At 70.7% G+C, this 19,846-nt stretch carries 15 protein-coding genes; 8 read left to right on the top strand and 7 right to left on the bottom strand.

What is annotated here, in order from left to right; all coding sequences use genetic code 11:
- Positions 1 to 42: 42 nt before the first annotated feature.
- Positions 43 to 1,422, top strand: coding sequence for a glycosyltransferase 87 family protein (locus CRM89_RS21720; protein WP_098085933.1), 1,380 nt, complete (start codon positions 43 to 45; stop codon positions 1,420 to 1,422).
- A gap of 51 nt (positions 1,423 to 1,473) precedes the next feature.
- Positions 1,474 to 2,436, top strand: a complete 963-nt coding sequence (locus CRM89_RS21715; protein WP_060593964.1) for a DUF389 domain-containing protein — start codon at positions 1,474 to 1,476, stop codon at positions 2,434 to 2,436.
- Between the two features lie 76 nt (positions 2,437 to 2,512).
- Here CRM89_RS21715 and CRM89_RS21710 read toward each other — a convergent pair whose 3' ends face one another.
- Positions 2,513 to 3,634, bottom strand: coding sequence for a DUF475 domain-containing protein (locus tag CRM89_RS21710; RefSeq protein WP_011212103.1), 1,122 nt, complete (start codon positions 3,632 to 3,634; stop codon positions 2,513 to 2,515).
- A 162-nt stretch (positions 3,635 to 3,796) separates the two neighbouring features.
- Positions 3,797 to 4,372, bottom strand: coding sequence for a TerD family protein (locus CRM89_RS21705; RefSeq protein ID WP_011212102.1), 576 nt, complete (start codon positions 4,370 to 4,372; stop codon positions 3,797 to 3,799).
- Between the two features lie 144 nt (positions 4,373 to 4,516).
- Here CRM89_RS21705 and CRM89_RS21700 point away from each other — a divergent pair, with 144 nt between their 5' ends.
- Genes CRM89_RS21700 through CRM89_RS21685 form a run of 4 tightly spaced genes read left to right on the top strand, consistent with a single transcriptional unit; the run spans position 4,517 to position 10,539 of the window.
- On the top strand, positions 4,517 to 5,734 hold the full coding sequence (locus CRM89_RS21700) for a hypothetical protein (RefSeq protein WP_098085930.1): 1,218 nt from the start codon (positions 4,517 to 4,519) through the stop codon (positions 5,732 to 5,734).
- Between the two features lie 13 nt (positions 5,735 to 5,747).
- A complete protein-coding gene (locus CRM89_RS21695; protein ID WP_081433260.1) occupies positions 5,748 to 6,959 on the top strand; it encodes an HpcH/HpaI aldolase/citrate lyase family protein in 1,212 nt (403 codons plus the stop codon).
- Positions 6,956 to 9,688, top strand: a complete 2,733-nt coding sequence (locus CRM89_RS21690) for a phosphoribosyltransferase (RefSeq protein WP_098085927.1) — start codon at positions 6,956 to 6,958, stop codon at positions 9,686 to 9,688. The genes CRM89_RS21695 and CRM89_RS21690 overlap by 4 nt, the downstream gene beginning before the upstream one ends.
- Positions 9,689 to 9,696: 8 nt before the next feature.
- A complete protein-coding gene (locus tag CRM89_RS21685) occupies positions 9,697 to 10,539 on the top strand; it encodes an HAD family hydrolase (protein ID WP_098087081.1) in 843 nt (280 codons plus the stop codon).
- Positions 10,540 to 10,542: 3 nt separating this feature from the next.
- On the opposite strand, the gene CRM89_RS21680 is transcribed toward CRM89_RS21685, so the two are convergent.
- The 3 genes from CRM89_RS21680 to CRM89_RS21670 are packed head-to-tail and all read right to left on the bottom strand — an operon-like array spanning position 10,543 to position 12,647.
- Entirely contained in the window at positions 10,543 to 11,310 is a 768-nt protein-coding gene (locus tag CRM89_RS21680) for an AIM24 family protein (RefSeq protein WP_011212097.1), read from the bottom strand.
- Positions 11,311 to 11,313: 3 nt separating this feature from the next.
- Positions 11,314 to 12,012 (bottom strand): AIM24 family protein, encoded by a 699-nt coding sequence (locus CRM89_RS21675; protein WP_011212096.1) that lies wholly within the window; start codon positions 12,010 to 12,012, stop codon positions 11,314 to 11,316.
- Positions 12,013 to 12,023: 11 nt separating this feature from the next.
- On the bottom strand, positions 12,024 to 12,647 hold the full coding sequence (locus tag CRM89_RS21670; RefSeq protein ID WP_041560504.1) for an AIM24 family protein: 624 nt from the start codon (positions 12,645 to 12,647) through the stop codon (positions 12,024 to 12,026).
- A gap of 185 nt (positions 12,648 to 12,832) precedes the next feature.
- Between CRM89_RS21670 and CRM89_RS21665 the strand changes: the two genes are divergently transcribed.
- Both CRM89_RS21665 and CRM89_RS21660 read left to right on the top strand, forming a co-directional pair.
- Positions 12,833 to 14,164 (top strand): TerD family protein, encoded by a 1,332-nt coding sequence (locus CRM89_RS21665; RefSeq protein WP_098085924.1) that lies wholly within the window; start codon positions 12,833 to 12,835, stop codon positions 14,162 to 14,164.
- Positions 14,165 to 14,191: 27 nt separating this feature from the next.
- Positions 14,192 to 15,709, top strand: a complete 1,518-nt coding sequence (locus CRM89_RS21660) for a TerD family protein (RefSeq protein WP_098085921.1) — start codon at positions 14,192 to 14,194, stop codon at positions 15,707 to 15,709.
- Positions 15,710 to 15,742: 33 nt separating this feature from the next.
- Here CRM89_RS21660 and CRM89_RS21655 read toward each other — a convergent pair whose 3' ends face one another.
- Both CRM89_RS21655 and CRM89_RS21650 read right to left on the bottom strand, forming a co-directional pair.
- The gene (locus tag CRM89_RS21655) at positions 15,743 to 17,470 is read right to left on the bottom strand and encodes a glycosyltransferase family 87 protein (protein ID WP_371392015.1); all 1,728 of its coding nucleotides are present in this window, start codon (positions 17,468 to 17,470) and stop codon (positions 15,743 to 15,745) included.
- A 73-nt stretch (positions 17,471 to 17,543) separates the two neighbouring features.
- Positions 17,544 to 19,757: a transglycosylase domain-containing protein gene (locus CRM89_RS21650; protein WP_107272755.1), complete on the bottom strand. Its 2,214-nt coding sequence runs from the start codon at positions 19,755 to 19,757 to the stop codon at positions 17,544 to 17,546.
- Positions 19,758 to 19,846: the final 89 nt, after the last annotated feature.

The following is a 19,846-nucleotide window of genomic DNA, read 5'->3' as shown; positions in this document are numbered from 1 at the left end:
TGGGCCCGGCGGCCCGCCCCGGCTCCGCCTAGGGTGGTCGACATGCCGACCGGAACCGCTGTCAGCGAGTTGCCCGCCGGCCGCGTGATCCGGCGCACCGCGATGACCGCGGTGGTGCTGCTGCTGTGCGGCCTGACCCTGGTGCCGGCCTACCTGAACAAGGCACGATGCGCGGGCGCGCCGTTCTACGAGGACGGTCGCAGCGTCGCCTTCGACATCGTCAAGGACGCCGAGGTCTGCTACTCCGACATCCAGTACCTGTGGCTCGGCCGCGACATCGATCGGCACGTGTTCCCCTACATCGACGGCGGGATCACCGCCGACGGCTGGCTGACCGGCGGCGCGGTGGAGTATCCGGTGCTCAGCGGACTGTTGATGTGGCTGGGCGCGATCGGTGCCCACGACGACGCCGCCTTCCTGTGGCATTCGGCGCTGCTGCTCGCGCCGTTCGCGCTGTTGACCGCGTGGATGCTGGCCCGGCTGGCGGGCCGGGCCGCGCTGCTGTGGGCGGCCGGGCCGCCGCTGGTGCTCTACGCCTTCCACAACTGGGAACTTCCGGTGGTGTGCACCGCGGTCGCGGCGGTGTACGTGATGACCGCGCTGACGCGATATTCGCTGCGCACCCGGGGCATTGTCGCGGCGGTGCTGCTCGGCCTCGGGTTCTGCCTGAAGCTGTATCCGGGGATCTTCGTGCTGCCCCTGGTCCTGCTGGTGCTCACCCGGGGAAAGGCCGGGCCGCGCGAGCGCGCGGAGTCCGGCTGGGATGTGCGCGGCGCCGCGCTGACCGCGGGCGCGGCCGTGGCGACGGTGGTGCTGGTGAACCTGCCGTTCGCGGTGGCCGGGTACGAGGGGTGGCGCGCCTCGATCACCTTCCAGCAGCGGCGTCAGGCCGACATCACCACCAACTCCATCTGGTACTGGGGGCATCACCTGCTGTTCGGGCGGTTCGCCGAGACCGGGCAGGCGTGGCAGGACGGTGTGGCGCTGGCCTCGCCGCTGCTGGTCGCCGCCACTTTCGCGGTGGCGGCATGGCTGGGCTGGCGGCGATACGCCGCGGGCGAGGTGTACCCGTGGGTGGGGGTGAGTGCGGCGATGCTGTGCGGCTTCCTGGTTTTCCACAAGGTGCACTCGCCGCAGTACACGCTGTGGCTGATCCCGTTCTTCGTGCTGCTCGCGGTGCCGTGGCCGCTGGTGGTGGCGTATCTGTGCGCCGACATCGCGATCGGCGTCGGGGTGTTCCACTACTTCTATCTGCTCGGTGCGGGCGAGCCGAGCGAATGGGCCGAGGTGGTGGTGCAGTTCGGCGTGTGGGGGCGCGCGCTGCTGCTGGTGCCGTTGTTCTTCCTGTTCGTGCGGGCGGCCCCGCGCGGCACGCCGGCGCGGCCGTCGGCGCGGTCGCCCGAACTCGTCTCGGCCGCCTGATGTTTCGCGTCGTGCCGCGCGGTGGTCACGGGCGCACGGCAGACTGAACCGATGCTTCAGTTACGGGTTCTCTCACCCGCCGCGCTGACCGACGGGGTGCTCTCGGTGTTGAACGAGGATCCGGCCGTGAGCGGTCTGGCCTTGATGCGTGGCGCCGCGCTGAAACCGCCCGGCGACATGATCTTCGCCGAAGTGGCGCGGGAGGCGGGCAACGACGTGGTCGAGCGGTTGCGCGCCCTGGGGGTGCACAAGCAGGGCAGTATCGAACTCGACCAGGTCCGGACGTGGATGTCGCGCAGCGGTTTCGAGGCCGAGGTGCGCACCCCGGGCAGCAGCGCCGACTCGGTGGTGTGGGCCGAGGTGGCGCAGCGCTCCTACGAGGAGTCCGAGCTGAACTGGACCTACCTGAGCTTCATGACGCTGGCCACGATCATCGCCGCGATCGCGATCGTGCACGATTCCCAGATCCTGGTGATCGGCGCGATGGTGCTCGGCCCGGAGTTCGGCGCCATCGCCGCGCTCGGCGTCGCACTGGTCCGTCGGAGGTACGTGCTGCTGCGGCTGGCCCTGCGCACGCTGGTCGCCGGGTTCACGGTCGCCATCCTGGTGACCTTGGCGCTGGCGTTGCTGGCCAGAGCCCTTGGCTGGATCACCGAGGGTGACGTGACCGGCCCGCGCCCGAGCACGGCGTTCATCTACACCCCGGACCGCTGGTCGTTCATCGTCGCGGTGGTGGCGGCCGCGGCCGGGGTGCTGGCGCTGACCTCGGCCAAGGCCAGCGGCCTGACCGGTGTGTTCATCTCGGTGACTACGGTGCCCGCCGCCGGCAACATCGCGCTCGGCGCGGCGTTCGGCGTGAGCGAGGCGGTCTGGGGCAGCCTGGCGCAGCTGCTGGTGAACCTGTCGGGCATGGCGCTGGCCGGTTGGGCGACGCTGGCGCTACAGCAGGCGGTGTGGACGCGGATCACCATCCGCCGCGCCAAGGCGCTGCACCTGCCGTACCGGATGCTCTAGCGCGGTCGGTGATCAGCGAAACGGCCCCCTCCCGTTCGGAAGGGGGCCGTTTCGTCGGGCCGGATTTCGCTCGGGCTCAGCCCACCGGGGTGACGGTGCGCTCGTTCTCCACCTCGCCCGCCTCGTCGCCGCCCTCGCGGCGGTTGCGCAGGACGCTGCTGATGAAGGCCGCGCCGATGAAGGCGACGCCGACGAGGCCGGTGATGATCTCGTTGATGTGCACGCCGATGGAGACGAGCAGGATCGCGGCCAGGGCGCCGATGGCCCAGTGCGCGCCGTGCTCGAGGTAGACGTACTCCGAGAGCGTGCCCTTGCGCACCAGGTACACGGTGATGGACCGGACGAACATGGCGCCGATCAGGCCGAGGCCCAGCGCGATGAGGATCGGGTCGGAGGTGATCGCGAACGCGCCGATGACGCCGTCGAAGGAGAACGAGGCGTCGAGGACCTCCAGGTAGAGGAACAGGAAGAAGCCCGCCTTACCGGTGGCCTTGGCCAGGTCGGAGGGGCCGCTCTTCTCGGCTTCCTCTTCGAGTTCCTCGGTGTGGAACATCGAGCCGAGGCCGTCGACGGCGATGTAGATGATCATGCCGAGCAGGCCGGCCATGAGCACGGTGGCGCGCTTGTCGTCGGGGGCGAGGAATTCGGCGGTGAGCACCAGGCCGACGCCGGAGACGACGACGGCGAGCATGTCCAGCTTGCCCGCACGGGCCAGCGGGCGCTCCAGCCAGCTCAGCCAGGTGATCTCGCGGTCTTCGAAGATGAAGTTCAGGAACAGCATCGCCAGGAACATGCCGCCGAACGCCGCGATCTGCGGGTGGGCGTCGGTCAGCAGGGTCTCGTAGCTGGGGCTGCCGTCGGGGAAGTAGGGAGCGTCACCGGCGGGCGGGTTGAGCGCCAGGTCGAGCGCATCGACCGGGTTCAGGCCCGCGGTGACCCACACGATGGCGAGCGGGAACACCAGGCGCATGCCGAACACGGCGATGAGGATGCCGATGGTGAGGAAGATCTTCTGCCAGAACTCGCTCATCCGCCGCAGGACGGTGGCGTTGATGACGGCGTTGTCGAACGACAACGAGACTTCCAGGATGCCGAGGATCGCGCAGAGGAACAGCGCGGTGGGGCCGCCGTAGAGGAACGCCACGACCAGTGACGCCACGGTGACGAGGCCGGAGAGGCCGAAGATGCGCAGGACCACGCGGGGACCTTTCGTGAATGGAGATGGATCGGCGTGCTTGGTTTCCAGCGTGGCCGCTGAACCGGCGGATGTCCAACGATGCGATGGCCGCCGCCGACGGTCATCGGATCACAGGAAGAGGGGGCTCGTCGCTGCGAGCCCCCTCCACCGTACGCGTGTTCGTCAGACGTTCACGCCGTAGTCACGGGCGATGCCCGCCAGGCCGGACGCGTAGCCCTGGCCGATGGCGCGGAACTTCCACTCGGCGCCGTTGCGGTACAGCTCGCCGAAGACCATCGCGGTCTCGGTGGAGGCGTCCTCGGTGAGGTCGTAGCGCGCGAGCTCCTCGCCGTTGCTGCGGTCGACGACGCGGATGTAGGCGTTGCGGACCTGGCCGAACGACTGCTGGCGGGTGTCGGCGTCGTAGATCGAGACCGGGAAGAAGATGGACTCGATGGTCGGCGGGGTGTTGGCCAGGTCGACGTTGATGACCTCGTCGTCGCCTTCGCCCTCACCGGTGCGGTTGTCACCCGCGTGCTCGATGGCGCCCTCGGGCGAGCGCAGGTTGTTGAAGAACACGAAGTGCTGGTCGGACAGCACCTTCTTGTCCGCACCGGTCGCGATCGCGCTGGCATCCAGGTCGAAGTCGGTTCCGGTGGTGGTTCGAACATCCCACCCCAGGCCGACGGAAACAGCAGTCAGGTTAGGCGCCGCCTTGGTCAGCGAAACGTTGCCGCCCTTGGACAAACTGACACCCATGCGGGAATCCCTTTCATTAGTCCGTCTGTGGTCCCAGCATGTCCGAATCGCCGGGTACGCCATACGACAGTAGTAGGTTTCGGGAAACTTGCGTAGGAACTGTGGTAACCACCGGCGAACAGCGCGATCTCCTACCATCGGGGCGTGGCAGGGCGCAGGCGGGGATGGTTCCGGTCCTCGGGGAACACCGAGTGGATCCAGCAGGTCCGAGGCCGCCTCGCGCAGGCGTTCCTCGACATGGATCGCAGGCAGAGCGCGGCCGAGGCCGCCGTGCACGCGGCCGAGGAGATGTTCCCGCAGCAGCGGCACGGTGCGGCCTGGGAGCCGGTGCGGGCGCGGTGCTACGCGGCGGCCGAAGCCTATCTGGCGTTGTCGGAGGAACTGGAGAACGCGGAGCGGACCGGCGCCCAGCCACCGCAGGGCCAGGCCCGCGCCGAGGCGGTGACCAGGCAGTTGGCCGACGCGGCGGCGGCGGTGGACGGGTTCTATCGCGGCAGGCAGGCCGAGCTCGAGCAGGCGGTGGCGCTGCTGCGTACCGTGCCGCAGCTGGCGCATCAGGTGAAGGTGGCCGCGGCGGCGGTGCGGCGGCAGGCGGCCGAGTCGGCGTACGCCGGCTACCCCTCGGTGCGGCAACGCGCGGCCGCGGTGGATGAGGCGCTGCTCACACTGGATGCCCTGGATCCCGGTGCCCAGGCGAGCCGGGTGAGGGCCGCGGCCAACCGGCTGGAGGCGGCCGCCAAGGAATTGGCAGATGCCTTGGCGCAGGCCCCTTCTCGGACCGCCGCCGCCGAGAACGCGCTCGCCTCGGCGAACACCAGGCTGGCCGCCGTGCGCACCCGCGCCGAGGGCCTCGGGCCTGCCTTTTCGGCGTTGCTCCGGGAGTTCAATGCTGCGAGTTCGGCGGATCTGGCGAACAATGAGCGTGAAAGTCAGGCAGCGATGGATGCCGCCGCCGACGCCCTGGCCAGGGCGCGCACGGCATTGCGCGAGAACGACCCGGAGACAGCCCTTGATTTGACCTCCAGTGCGCGGGGCAGCCTCGCCGAGGCCGAGCAGCGGATAGACGCGGTGACCAAACGCCTCGCCCTGCTGCGATCGGTACGTGACGACCCCGCCGACAAGGCCAAGGCCGTACGATTCCGGCTGCGGGACGCCCAGATGCTCGCGGTCAGCCGGGGACTCGTCGGCGAATGGGGCTCTGTGCTGGACGCGCAGGCCGAACGCATCGATCGGATCAGCGAAACACTGTCGGGGCGGCACCCCGACTACTGGGCCTATGTGACGGAACTGGATGCCGTCACCGAATTCATAGCCGGTGTGGTGGATCGAATGAGAAAGCAATCAGGACCACGACGACCATGAGAACGGAGCATCGATGACCGCTCCCGTCGCCCTCCGACAGGAAGTCTCCCTGCGGAAGCGACTGCCGTTGCGCCACTTCCGGCAGCTGCACGGACCCGACCTCAGACATCTGTTCCACCGGCAGCCGGAGCCGTTCGGCGACCGGGCCGATCGCGAGTTGCTGGCGATCGCGCTCGGGGCCACCCTCTACGCGCCCGCGACCAGGGCGGACCTGGCGGACACGATCCGCAGGCGGGCCGAGCGCGGGGTGTGCTCGATGGTGATCGATCTCGAGGACGCCGTCGCCGACCACGAGGTGGAGACGGCCAAGCGCCGCGCCGTCGCGGCGCTCGACGAGCTCGCCGCCGACGAGGATCCCGCACCCCTGCTGTTCGTGCGGGTGCGTGACGCCGACACCATCGGGGAACTGGTCGATCAGCTCGGCCCCGGCGTCGCGGTGCTGACCGGCTTCGTCTTCCCGAAGTTCGACAGCGCCTCGGGGCAGAAATACCTGGACGCGCTGGCGGCGGTGGGCGAGCGGCTGGCCAGGCCGGTGTACGGGATGCCGGTGCTGGAGTCGGCCGCCCTGGTGCATCGGCAGACCCGGGACGGCGAACTGACCCAGATCGCGGCGATGCTCGCCGAGCATCGCGAGCGGGTGCTCGCGGTGCGCGTGGGCGCCACCGACATGTGCTCGACCTTCGGCATCCGCCGCGACCGCGACCTGACCATCTACGACGTGCGGGTGGTGGCCGACGTCATCGCCGACATCGTCAACTACCTCGGCCGCGCCGACGGGACCGGGTTCGTCATCACCGGGCCGGTGTGGGAGTACTTCGCCGACCACGAGCGGATGTTCCGCCCGCTGCTGCGCACGGCGCCGTTCGAGGAGTCCGACGCGGTGAAGTTCCGCCAGTACCTGGTGAGCCGGGATCTGGACGGGTTGCTGCGCGAGATCACCCTGGACCGTGCCAACGGCATCCAGGGCAAGACCGTCATCCATCCCTCGCACGTGGCCGCGGTGCACGCACTGTCGGTGGTGACGCACGAGGAGTACTCCGACGCGCTGGACATCCTGCAGGCCGACGTCGGCGGGGTGGCGGCCTCGGAGTACCGCAACAAGATGAACGAGATGCGCCCGCATCGCAGCTGGGCCGGGCAGACCATGCTGCGGGCCAGGGTGTTCGGGGTGGCGAACAAGGGAGTGTCCTTCGTGGATCTGCTGACGGCGTTGGTGAAGGTATGAGCACGCCGTGGGCGACCCGCACGCTCGGGCTCGCGTTGCGTCATCGGGACGGTGCGGCGGGGACCGTCGCACCCGAGTTGTCCGTCGAGGCGCTGGTGCAGCCCGGATTGCGGCGCAATCCGAAGCGGGCGCACCTGCTCGTGTCCACTGTGTTGGGCAAACATCTGCCCACCGATCCGCGGGTGGTGCTGGCGGCCGGCGACCGGCTGGGTGATCTCGTGCTGGCGGCGCTGGCGGGCACGTCCGCCGCGGAGCAGGCCGGCGCGAACGGACCGCGCCGCGCCGGAACCCCGGCGCTCGTGCTCGGTTTCGCCGAGACCGCCACCGGCCTCGGACACATCGTGGCCGCCAGGATCGGGGCCGCTTGCTACCTGCACTCCACCCGCCGCGACGTGCCGTCGGTCGAAACCCTGACCGGGTTCGAAGAGGGGCACTCGCACGCCACCTCGCATCAGTTGCAGCCGGTGCCCGCGAGCATCTTCGCCGACGATCTGCCGCTCGTGCTGGTCGACGACGAGATCTCCACCGGTGCGACGGCACTCGACGCGGTGCGCGCGCTGCACGCGTTCGCGCCGCGCTCGCACTACATTCTCGCATCCCTGGTGGACATGCGCACCGATGCCGACCGGGCACGGTTCGCGGCGGCCGCCCGGGAACTGGGGGCGCGCATCGACACCGTCTGCCTGGCAGCCGGAGCGACCGTGCTGCCCGACGATTTGATCGACGCGGTTCAGGCGCTGCCCGAGCCCGCGTTGAACCCGGTCGCCGCGCAGCGCGGATCGCTCGACCGGATCGAACTGCCCTGGCCGGACTCGGTGCCCGAGGGTGGGCGGCACGGGTTCCTGCGTGCCGACACACCGGCGTTCGAGGCAGCCGTCGCCGCCGCGGGCAAGGCGCTGCGCGCGCGGCTGGAGGTCGCCGCGCCCGGCCGCCCGGTCGTCGTGCTCGGTCACGAGGAACTGATGTACCTGCCGTTGCGGCTGGCCGAATCGTTGGCCGGCGCGGGCGTTCCCACGCGCTTCCAGACGACGACCCGCTCCCCTGCCTACGTGGTGGACGAACCCGGCTACCCGCTGCGCCGCGGATTCCGTTTCCACGCACCCGAACCCGGGCAGGCCGAGCCGCGCTACCTGTACAACGCCCACTGGTTCACCGACTACGACGGGGGCTTGGCGGCGCTGAGCACGGCGGAGAGCGCCGAAGGGACGGCCGCCGAATCCGCTGTGCGCCACGGCGGCTCCGATCCGGCAGCGGCGCAGGCGAGCGCCGGCGGCGTTGGACGCCGGCATCATTCGATCGCGGTCGGGTCGGGACTGGACCCGATTCTGGTCATGGTCGTGGATCAGCCCGCCGACACCCCGGAACTCGTGTCCCCCGGCGGCGTGGTGGACGTACTCACCGCCTCGGGCGCGGATGTGCTGGTCGCGGTCGTGCCCGGTGCGGATCCCCGCACATTGCACGCCGAGCGGGCCGCCGCCGAGGGTGCTGCCGCCGAGCGCATCGCCGAGGGGGCTGCCGTCGAGCGGACTATCCCCGAGGGCACCGCCACCGACCACACCGCCGACCAACCGATCGCACCGCACGGCCGCCGCCCGGACCGATCCTTCCCCCGTCCGCTGCACGGTCCCGAGTTCGGCTCGTACGCCCCCGACGAGGTGTCCTGGCTGCTCAAAGATCTCTCCGACGTGGACCTCGAGGCCGATGTGGCCGAGCGGGAGCGGCGGATCCAGGCCGGCGTCGCCCACTACGCTGAGACGCTGCCGATCGAATACCAGCCCGATGCCGAGTACCGGGAGCTGTTCGAGAAGGTGCTCGCCGACAGTGCCGAGCGGCTGGCGTTGGCCGTGGCGACGGTGGCCGAACTGGTCGTCGCCGAGCGTGGCCCGGACGTGACGCTGGTGTCGCTGGCGCGGGCGGGCACGCCGATCGGCATCCTGATGAAGCGCTGGCTGGCAGCGCGGGATCGCAGCGGTGCCCCGGCGCTGGACGTGCCGCACTACGCGGTGTCCATCGTGCGCGATCGCGGCATCGACGCGGTGGCGCTGGACTACCTCGCCGCCCACCACGATCCGGCCGCGGTGGTGTTCGTCGACGGCTGGACCGGGAAGGGCGCCATCGCCAGGGAGCTGTCCGCGGCGCTGGCCGACTACCACGCCGCGGGCGGTGCCCGCTTCGACGACGACCTGGCGGTGCTGGCCGACCCCGGTTGCTGCGTGCGGACCTACGGCACCCGCGACGACTTCCTGATCGCCTCGGCCTGCCTGAATTCCACCGTCTCCGGCCTGGTGTCGCGCACGGTGCTCAACGACACGCTGATCGGGCCGCGCGATTTCCACGGTGCCAAGTTCTACCGGCAGCTGGCGGACGAGGACGTGTCCGGTCGCCTGCTGGACACGGTGGCCGCGGCCTTCGACACCGTCCGTCCGCGCGTGCCCGCCGAACTGGCGAAGGTGCGCGGCGGTGACCGGACGCCGACCTGGTCGGGGTGGGCCTCGGTGGAGCAGGTGCGCGCCGAATACGGCATCGGCAGCGTCAATTTCGTCAAACCCGGCGTCGGCGAGACGACGCGGGTGCTGCTGCGCCGGGTGCCGTGGCGGGTGCTGGTCCGCGAGGCCGACGCCCCCGAGCACGCGCACATCAGGATGCTCGCGGCCGCCCGCGGCGTTCCGGTGGAAGTCGTGCCCGATCTGGCGTATTCGTGTATGGGATTGATCAAGGAAGTGCGGTGAGCGTGGCGATGTTCCAGCGAAGACCCCGGCTCCAGGCGCTCGTCGCCACCGACCTGGACCGGACGATGATCTACTCGCGCAACGCGTTCAGCACCACCGCCGAGATACCCACCGTATGCGTGGAACACCTCGAGGGCGCTCCCCTGTCGTTCATGACCACCGCCGCCGCGCTGCGCATGCAGCGGCTCACCGAACCCGCCGCGGTGATCCCCACGACCACCCGAACCATCAAGCAGTTCACCAGGATCCAGTTGCCGGGCGCGCCGTGGCGGTACGCCGTCACCAGCAACGGCGGCAACATTCTGGTCGACGGCGTCCCGGACATGCGCTGGCGCATCGACATCGACGCCAAGGTCCGTGCCGGTGGCGCCACCCTGTCGGAGGTGAGCGCCGAGCTGCGCGGGCGCATCGACGACAGCTGGGTGAGCAAGTTCCGCATCGCCGACCACCTGTTCTGCTACCTGGTGGTGAAACCGAAGGCCGTCCCCGCGGATTTCCTGGCCGAATGGGACCGGTGGTGCCGGGACCGCGGCTGGACCGCCTCCCAGCAGGGCCGCAAGATCTACACGATGCCGCAGGCGGTGTGCAAGAGCGTCGCCGTCGCCGAAGTGCGTAACCGGATGCTCGCGGCGGGCGAACTCGCCGACACCGCGCGCACGCTCGCCGCCGGTGACGGCGCGCTGGACGCGGAGATGCTGCGCGCCGCCGACCGCGCCATCCGGCCCCGGCACGGCGAACTGGAGCAGCTCAACTGGACCAGCCCCAATCTCACCGTCACCAAGGCCAGCGGCATCCTCGCCGGTGAGGAGATCGTCGACTGGTTCATCGAGGCGGCCCGGCCCGCCGCCTGACGGCTACCAGCCCTGCTGCTGCTGTTGCCCGAGTTGGGCGGCGATGGTGGCCTGCAGGCGCTGCAGCCCGCCGACGGTGATCCCGCTCTGCAGCTGGCCCTCGATGGTGCGGACCAGCATGGAGTCGCTCATCACCTTCTCGCTGGACTGGATGAGCACCGTGCCCGCGCCGGTGAAATCGAACTGCCGCTCCTCACCGGAGTTCACGCCGAACCGGGCGGCGCCCGCGGCCAGGAAGTTCGAGATCCAGCCCTCGTCGTAGTGGTGGCTCGGCGACGGGCAGTCGGCCCAGCCGACCAGCGCCTCCGGGTCCACCCGCAGCGGCGGTTCGGCGAACATCACCGGGCCGTTGGAGGAGGCCAGGAACTTGCCGGTGCCGATGAGGGTGAGGAAGCCGGGCACGATCGACTGGTTCAGCGACAGCCCCGGCTCGAAGGCGAGCAGGTTCGCGGCGCGGATGGTGAGGTTGCCCTCGTCGAGATCGTAGGAGTTGATGTCGTAGCCGCGGTCGCCGATCACCAGCTTGCCGTGGCCCTCGGCGACGACGTAGTCGCCGGTGAACAGCGGCGCGGAGAACTGCTGCGAGACCATGTGCAGCAGGCCGCCCTGCAGGCCGTGGGTGAGCGGCTGGAAATTGATCTGCCCGTAGTAGGCGATCATCGCGCCCTTGCGCATGAACCAGGGCCGGTTCAGGTCGATGCAGTAGGCGTAGCTGTTTCCCGGGATGTTGTCGCTCTCACCGAGATTCATCGGGTTCAGGATCTGGGCCATGACTCACAACTTCTCTTCGGAGGCCTGCACGTAGACCACGCCCTGCCCGGTGCACTGCAGCTGCATCGCCTCACCGGACCCCTTGCCGACGGCGTCGCGCCAGCTCAGCGCGGTCTTCAACTCGGTGTTCACGTTGCCGTAGGCGGCCACGAACGCCTGCGGGTCGACCACCACCGGATGCGGCCCGCCCACCTGCAGTTCGAGGAACCCGCCGTGCGCGAGCAGCACCGCCGCGCCGTGCCCGGACAACTGGGTGGTGAACATGCCCTGGCCGGTGAGCGCACCACTGGCGGCGCCGCGCAGCGCACCCATGAGACCGCCGCCGCCACCACCGCCGCCGGAACTCATCACCGACACGATCGAGGACTGCAATCCCGCCGTGTTCGCCAGCAGCCGGGAGGCTTCCACCCGCAGCGTCGCGCCCGGCTGGATCTGCACCACGTGCACCTCGAGACCGGCGAAGCCGTAGTGCACCTCGCCGGTGCCCCGCGCCAACATGGTGCGCTCGTGCTCACCGGCCATCATCCGGCCCGCCATGCGCATGAGGCCACCGCCGCCGCCCATTCCCTGTGCACCGGGGATCTGGTGCGGGGCGAAGGAGACGGCCCCGGTGTAGAACAGCATCGCGCCGGTGCGCGCGACCACGCCGCCCGCCGCGCCGACGTTCACCTTGACGACCTTGCCGTTGACCTTCTCGAACATTCCGCTGCCCCTTACCGTTCCGCCGGCTGGATCAGCACGACGCCCTGCCCGTCCCAGCGCAGCGAGAAGGCCTCGCCGGCATCCGAACCGGTGAAGGTCCGCCAGGACACGTCGGTGACGAAGGACTGGCTGACGTTGCCCTGGGCGGCGACGAACGCGTCCGGGTCGACCACCAGCGGGTACTGCGGGGACACCTCGAGGTGGATGAGCGGCCCGCCCGCCGACAGCAGCGCCACCTGGCCCTGGCCGGTCACCGTGGTGGTGAACAGGCCCGCGCCCGAGGACGCGCCGCCGAGACCGGCGAACCGCACGTCGGTGCGCAGGTTTCCGGCGAAGGCCAGCAACTGCTGCGATTCGACCTGGAGCGTCTCGCCGTTGAGGTCGACGACGGTGACGTGCTGGCCGTTGACGGCGAAGAACACCCGGCCGTTGCCCGAGCACTCCATCAGCGAGAGTTTCTCGCCGGTCGCCCGGCGTTTGAGTCCGGCGAGGACGCCGTCGCCGCCGCCGAAGCCGGCCGCCTTGAATTGCACGTTGCCTTCGTAGGCGACCATCGACCCGGAGATCGCGCGGATGCTGGTACCGGCGAGGTGGGCCTCGATCACCTTTTTCGAGTGTTCGAACAGTTGCGCCATGGGGTGGTTTGCCTGCTGTCTGGTCCGGGAGGAGGGCATCCGCTCACCCGCATGCCCTCTGCGTGTCGTCACAGTAACCGATGCGGCGCCGGGTGCCCTGTCGTGCGGGAACTTCGGTGCCGTCCGCGGCCGCGCGCTTTCTCGTAGAGTGGCAACCGAACGCACCGACGAGCGAAGGGTCGACCTTGTCCGCAACACTCGCCAAGGGGCAGAACGGTCCGCTGAACACCGCCGATGTGGTGATCTCCGTGCAGTTGACCGCACCGGCGGATCTGTCCGCCTTGTTGGTGACCGAGCGGGGCAAGGTCCGCTCCGACGCCGACTTCGTCTTCTACAACCAGCCGTCCGGGCCGGGCGTGCAACTGGTGCCGGGGCCCGCCGGGCAGGCCGCCTCGCTGGCGGTCTCGCTGAACGCGGTACCCGCCGACATCGATCAGATCCGCGCCGTGATCACCCTCGACGATCCGTCGGCGAGCTTCGGCCGGTTCGCCCCGCCGACCGCGATCGTGTCCGACGCCGCGGGCGCCCGGCTCTACGAGTACCGCATCGACGGGCTCGACCGGGAGTCGATCGTCATCGCGCTGGAGCTCTACCGCCGCCAGGGTGCCTGGAAGGTGCGCGCGGTCGGTCAGGGTTACGCGGGCGGGTTCGCGGCGCTGGTCACCGATCACGGTGTGAACGTGGACGATTCGTCGTCCGCCGCCGCCCAGCAGCCCATCGCCCAGCAGCCCGCGCCGCCTGTCCAGCCGACGGCGCCCGCCTACCCGCCGCCCACGCCCGCCTACCCGCCCACCCAGCAGGTGCCCGGCGGGTATCCGCCGCCGACCCAGCAGATGCCGCCCGCCGCGGCCGGCGCCTACCCGCCGCCGGGTGCGGGCGGCTATCCCCCGCCGCCCGGCGCCGCCCAGCCGAGCACGCAGGGCGAGGTCAGCCTCAGCAAGGACCGGCCGGTCAGCCTGCAGAAGGGCCAGCGGGTCACGCTGCGCAAGGAAGGCGGCGCCGCGCTCACCTTCGTCAAGATGGGCTTGGGCTGGGACCCGGTGCAGACCCGCGGCATGTTCGGCAACCGCACCGTCGACATCGACCTGGACGCCTCGGTGATCCTGTTCGCCGACGCCAACCCGGCGGATTTCGCCTACTACGGGCAGCTGTCGTCCAAGGACGGCTCGGTGCGGCACCAGGGCGACAACCTCACCGGCGAGGGCGAGGGCGACGACGAGGTGATCCTGGTCGACCTCACCCGGATTCCCGCGCACATCACGACGCTGCTGTTCATCGTCACCTCCTACAAGGGGCACACCTTCGAGCAGGTGCGCAACGCCTTCTGCCGCCTGGTCGACGGCGCCAACAACGCCGAGCTGGCCCGCTACACCCTGGCGGGCGGGATGCCGTTCACGGCCATGGCGATGGCGAAAGTGTTCCGCGCGGGTGGTGAGTGGAAGCTGCAGGCACTCGGCGAGGGCTTCCAGGCCAAACATCCCGGCGAGGCCATCCCGCAGCTCGGCCGCTTTCTCTGAGCGCGGCGAACGAGGGGGCGCGACAGCATGGTTCGACTCCGGGCCGGACAGAACATCGCCGTGCACGCACCGGTGCTGCGCTTCCGCGCCGAGGCCGAGGTGCCGCTCGATCTGTGCGCGCTGGTGGTCGGCGCGGACCTGCGCGTCGCAGGCAGCGCCGACGTCGTCTTCTACAACCAGCCGGGGACGGCCGGAGTGGCATTGGCGGGCGCGGAGATCGGCGTGACCCCGGCCGGCCTGCGGCCCGGCGCCACCGCGGTGCTGCTGGTGGTGAGCGCCGAGGAACCGGGCCGGGCACTCGGCGCGGTGCGGGCGAGGTTGACCGGGGACGACTCCGAGGCCGTGGAATTCGCGATCGAGCCCGGCGCCGGTGAGACCGCGCTGATCTGCTTCGAGATCTACCGGCGCGGTGCGGACTGGAAGGTGCGGGCCGTCGGGCAGGGTTACGCGGGCGGGCTGGCCGCGCTGCTGCCCGCGCACGGCGTCGAGGTCGACGAGCCGCAGCCCGCGCCGAGCCGCGCCGACACCGGCGACGGCGGGCGGACGGTCGAGGTCGGCTACGGACTCGAACGGCTGTGGATGATTTTCGAGGACGCCGCCCGCTCGGCCGCCGCCCTGGTCGCCGCCCGCGACTACGCCGCCAAACGGCTCGACGACGAGCTCTCGGCCGCGGTATCGGACCCGGCCGTGCGCAACACCCCGGCGGCCGCCGATGCCCGGCAGGCCGCCCAGCGCCGCTGCGACGAGCTGATCGCCGCCGCGGAAGCCGATCACCGCCGCGACAGCGAGCAGCTGATGCGCGAGCTCGCCGACGCCGACCGGCACCTGCCGCCGGCACTCGCGTCGTGGAACTCGCCGTCCTGGGAGCGGCCGCCGGTGCCCGCCGACGGTATCCGGCTCGGCGAGCTGTACGCACCGGACCGCGGCGCGCTGCGCATTCCGTACTGCGTGCCCGTCCCGCTGACCCGGCCGCTGTGGATCGACACCGAGGTGTCCGTGGCGGTGGTGCCCGTGATCGGCGCGCTGCTCGCCCGACTGCTGGCCGCCGACCCGCACCGGCGCACGCGGGTCGACGTCATCGATCTCACCGGCGCGTTCACCGGCCTGCTCGCCCCGCTCGCGCCGGTGCTCGACGGCCCGCCGATCACCGACCACGGCGCCATCTCGGCCCGGCTACAGGCGTTGGTCGAGGCCGCCGAACTCGCCGAAATGGCGTATCAGGCCGGCGATTACACCGCGCCGCCCGAGCATCGGGTGCTGCTCGCCGCCGATTTCCCGCACGGGTACCGCTCCGCCGACGCCCAGCGCATCTCCGCGCTCACTCTGCGCGGCGACCTGATCGGGCTGTCCATCGTGATCGTCGGCAGCGACGAATCCGGTTCGCCCGACGACGCGGTCGCCGCGCTCGCCCAGGCGGCGCGGCACCTGCCGACTGTCGCGGACACCCCGCTGTTCGACCCGTGGACCGGCAGTGCCTGGCAGCTCGAACTCGACCTGCTGCCGCGCGACCCGCAGCGGGCGGCACGACTGCTCAGGTCGGAGTAGCGCCGAGCCCCCGCACGCGGTGCGGGCCTCCGCTCACGGAGTGCGGGCGGGAGCGTCGCGCGGTCGCAGCCAGGTGGGCAGCCAGGGCAGCAGGGGATCGGGTGCATGGTCGAGGACCCCGCCCACCGGGTCGTCGGCGCCGTCGCGGCGCACCAGATCCTCGTCCGGACGGAAGATCTGGCGCACGATCAGTGCGCACAGCCCGATCACCGCGAGGTCGCGCAGCACGACGGTGCCGGTGAACCACTGCTCGGGCAGGCCCTTGCTGCCGGTGCCCAGGTAGTAGTACATGCGCGGCACCCACACCAGCGCGTCGATCGTCATCCAGGCCAGCAGGATCCGCCGGTGCGGCAGCGCCAGCACCGCCAGCGGCACCAGCCACAGCGAGTACTGCGGGCTCCACACCTTGTTGGTCAGCAGGAAGGCGGCCACCACCAGGAAGCACAGCTGCGCCAGCCGCGGGCGGCGCGGCGCGGTGAGCGCGAGCCACGCGATCGCCCCGCAGGCCAGCACGAACAACGCCAGCGACACCGCGTTGAGCACGGTGGGCGCCTCGCCGTGCCGCAGCGGACCGTCGAATCCGGTCCAGCCGGTGAACGACGTGACGACGTTGTAGATCGAATCCGGGTCGGCGTGACGGGTGGTGTTGAGCCGGAAGAACTCCCGCCAGCCCTGCGGGAACAGCGCGGCGATGGGCAGGTTCACCACCACCCAGGTGACCAGCGCGCCCGCCACCGTCACCGCCGCGGCGCCGAGCGGGCGCAGGCTCAGGAAGCGCACCCGGTAGGGGATGTCCCGCAGCCAGTCCAGCACGGCGGCCGGTCCGTCGAGGTCGGCCAGGGTCGTGACCCGGCGCGGCCGCGGCAGCCGCTGCATCGGGTCCGCGCGCAGGCAGAGCACCAGGATCGGGCCGAGCAGCAGCAGCGGATACAGTTTCGCCGCACCGCCGAGCCCGAGCAGCACCCCGGCCAGCAGGGGCCTGCGCCGCGCCCAGGCCAGCAGGCCGGTGGCCGCGAAAGCCGTTGCCAGTGCGTCGAAATTGGTGAACGCGTGCACGATCACCAGCGGTGAACAGGCCACCAGCGCTGCGTCCCACACCCGCCGGCCCGCCAGCAGCGCCGACGCCCACACGGTGACCAGCCAGGCCATCGCCAGTCCGACCGCGACCACGTTGAAATAGATCACGACCTGCAGCGCGCCGGGCAGCGGCAGCGCGTCCCAGGTCTTGGCGACCTGCATGGCGAGGTACTGGTACAGCCCGGACAGCACCGGGTACTCCATGTACCTGACCTCGGTGCCGCCGTCGGGGGTCTGCTCCACCCACGACTTCTTGTACGGGAAGGCGCCCTCGTCGAGCCGTTCGGCCCCGTACAGCGGCACCGTGTCGGAGTAGCACATGGCCACGTATTGGCGGCCGTCGTGCCAGTCGAGGGTGAGCGATCCGTCGGCCGCCTCGGTTTGTTGGATACAGCCCGCCTTGGTGGCCCACCCGAGCGCCAGGAAGATCACCGTGAAGGCGAACAGCACGCGCAGCGGCGTCCAGAACCGCACCCGTCCGATCAGGGCGTGATCGCCGACCGGGCCCCCGATGACCGTACTGGCCTGCGCGGTCAAGGAATCGGTGCGACTCGGCCGGTCCCTGGCATCGGCCGATCGGAGATCCGCCGCCACGGGCCCCGGCGCCGCGAGCCGAGCGGGCACCGCCGCCTCCCCGACCGACCGCGCACCCCCGCGCTCGTCCACCACCTGCTGATCGGTCACGCCCACCGAGGCTACCGGCCCGGCGTCCGCACCCGCGGATCACCCGCGACCAACCGGTCCGCCCGCGGGTGGGTCAGCGGCTTCGCGTGGGTTGCGGGCTGTCGCTGCCCTCCTCGTCGTCGGCGTTACCGCCACCCCCGCCGTTGCCGTTGCCGTTGCCACCGCCCGGTGACGCGCCGCCGGTCGGGGCGACCGGCTGGCCGGGCAGCGGGCCGGACTCGGAGTTCTGTTGCGGACGCTGCTGCTGGGTCTGCTGCGGCGCGGGCTGCACACCGGGCACCGGGATGGTGATACCGGGCAGGATCTCCACCTGGGTGGGGGTGATCACCACCGGGGGCAGCAGCGGGGCTTCCGTGGTCGACGGCGGGGTGTACGGCGCCGTCCACTCGGGCACGCCCGCCTGGCCCTTGATCGGGGCGGGCTTGGGGAAGGTCTCGTTGGGCGTGCCGGCCAGGGCACCGTCCATCGTGGCCTTCCAGATGTCCGAGGGCAGGCTGGAGCCGTAGATCATCGCGCCCGCGTAGTTGCGCAGCGGCGAGTTGTCGACGCTGCCGACCCACACCGCGGTGGACAGCGACGGCGTGTAGCCGACCATCCACGCGTCCTTGTTCTCACCGGTGTCCAGCAACTGCGCGGTACCGGTCTTGGCGGCCGACTCGCGGCCACCGGCCAGGCCGTGGTTGCGGGAGTAGGCGGCGATCGGCTTCATCGCGGCGGTGACGTTGTCCGCCACGGCCGCCGAGACACGCTGCTCGCCCGGCACCTCGCCGCGATCGAGCAACACCTGTCCGTCGGCGGTGACGACCTTCTGCACGAAGTGCGGCTGGTGGTAGACGCCCGAGGCGGCCAAGGTGGCATAGGCCGAGGCCATGTCCAGCGGGCGGGCCTGGTACTGACCGAGCACGATGCCGTTGTTGGGGCCGGAGCCGTCCGGCTCGGACAGCGTCTTGCCGACGCCGGGCAGTTCCTCGGGGATGCCGAGCCGGTGTCCCATCTCGGCGATCTTCTGCGGCCCGTTCTGCATGTCCAGCTGCATGCGGTAGAAGCTGGTGTTCAGCGACCGCTTGAGCGCCTCGGCGATGGTGCACATACCGCAGGACTCGCCCTCGACGTTGGTGATCTTGATGCCGTGCACGGTCAGCGGCGAGCTGTCGTACATCTGCGAGAGCGGAATGCCCTGCTCGAGGTTGGCGGCCAGGCCGATCACCTTGAACGAGGAACCGGTCTGCAGCGGCGCGTTGGCGAAGTCGTAGCCCTGGCCGTCGGTGCCGCCGTAGTACGCGCGCACCGCGCCCGTGCGCGGATCGATCGACACCACCGCGGTGCGCAACTGCTCGGGCTCGCCCTGCATCTTGGCGGTGGCGGCCTCGACCGCGGCCTGCTGCGCCTGCGGGTCGATGGTCGTGGTGATCTGCAGGCCCGCGGTGTTGAGCTGCTGCTCGCTGATGCCGGCGGCGGAGAGTTCCTCCAGGACGCGGGTCTTGATCAGGCCCTCGGGACCGGAATCGAGCTCGTTGTCCTGGTTCGCCGCCAGCGACACCACCTGGGGATACTGCATGTTCTGGCGCTCGGCCGCGGACAGGTTGCCGCCGCTGACCATGCCGTCGAGCACGTAGTTCCAGCGCGACTTGGCACCGTCGGGATTCTTCTCCGGGTCCAGCAACGAGGGCAGCTGGATGGTGGCCGCCAGCACGGCGCCCTCGGCCACGGTCAGTTCCTGGACCGGCTTGCCGAAGTACGCCTTGGCGGCGGCGTCGATGCCATAGGCGCCGCGCCCGAAGTAGATGGTGTTGAGGTAGGCGGCCAGGATCTCGTCCTTGCTCCACTGCCTGGCCATCTTCGCCGAGATCACCAGCTCGCGCATCTTCCTCGTCAGCGAGCGTTCGTCGCCGACCAGCGCGTTCTTCACGTACTGCTGGGTGATCGTGGAGCCACCGCCCGCGCTCTCCTTGCCCAGGACGTTGTCGCGGGCCGCGCGGGCGAAGCCGGAGATGGAGAAGCCGGGGTTGGTGTAGAAATCCCGGTCCTCGGCCGCGATCACGGCGTTGCGCACGTGCGGCGGGATCTGGTCGATGGTGACCTCGGTGCGGTTGCCCTGCGGCGGCACCACCTTGCTGATGACGGTGGAGCCGTCCTGGGCGTAGATGGTGGCCACCTGATTGGTCTTCAGGTCGCCGGGCTGGGGCACCGACACGGTGGTGTAGGCGATGAGGAACACCGCGCTGGGCACCATGATCGCCAGCGCGGTGAGCACGTACATCACCCGCCGGATGGTGCGCCACGGCATCCGCCTGCCCTGACCGGGGCCGCGACCGCCGCCGGACCCGCCCGAGCCGCCGCTGCCGCCCCGCGGCGCGGCGGCGGGCCGGACGGTGG

Source organism: Nocardia sp. FDAARGOS_372 (genome assembly GCF_002554515.1).
Classification (GTDB): domain Bacteria; phylum Actinomycetota; class Actinomycetes; order Mycobacteriales; family Mycobacteriaceae; genus Nocardia; species Nocardia farcinica.
The sequence above is the reverse complement of the archived record's forward strand: the minus strand, read 5'-3'. Positions and strand labels throughout refer to the sequence as shown.

Coding starts and splice junctions, on each gene's coding strand:
- CRM89_RS21720 (WP_098085933.1), top strand. CDS start 43: ATGCCGACCGGAACCGCTGTCAGCGAGTTGCCCGCCGGCCGCGTGATC.
- CRM89_RS21715 (WP_060593964.1), top strand. CDS start 1,474: ATGCTTCAGTTACGGGTTCTCTCACCCGCCGCGCTGACCGACGGGGTG.
- CRM89_RS21705 (WP_011212102.1), bottom strand. CDS start 4,372: ATGGGTGTCAGTTTGTCCAAGGGCGGCAACGTTTCGCTGACCAAGGCG.
- CRM89_RS21695 (WP_081433260.1), top strand. CDS start 5,748: ATGACCGCTCCCGTCGCCCTCCGACAGGAAGTCTCCCTGCGGAAGCGA.
- CRM89_RS21690 (WP_098085927.1), top strand. CDS start 6,956: ATGAGCACGCCGTGGGCGACCCGCACGCTCGGGCTCGCGTTGCGTCAT.
- CRM89_RS21685 (WP_098087081.1), top strand. CDS start 9,697: ATGTTCCAGCGAAGACCCCGGCTCCAGGCGCTCGTCGCCACCGACCTG.
- CRM89_RS21680 (WP_011212097.1), bottom strand. CDS start 11,310: ATGGCCCAGATCCTGAACCCGATGAATCTCGGTGAGAGCGACAACATC.
- CRM89_RS21675 (WP_011212096.1), bottom strand. CDS start 12,012: ATGTTCGAGAAGGTCAACGGCAAGGTCGTCAAGGTGAACGTCGGCGCG.
- CRM89_RS21670 (WP_041560504.1), bottom strand. CDS start 12,647: ATGGCGCAACTGTTCGAACACTCGAAAAAGGTGATCGAGGCCCACCTC.
- CRM89_RS21660 (WP_098085921.1), top strand. CDS start 14,192: ATGGTTCGACTCCGGGCCGGACAGAACATCGCCGTGCACGCACCGGTG.
- CRM89_RS21650 (WP_107272755.1), bottom strand. CDS start 19,757: ATGCCGTGGCGCACCATCCGGCGGGTGATGTACGTGCTCACCGCGCTG.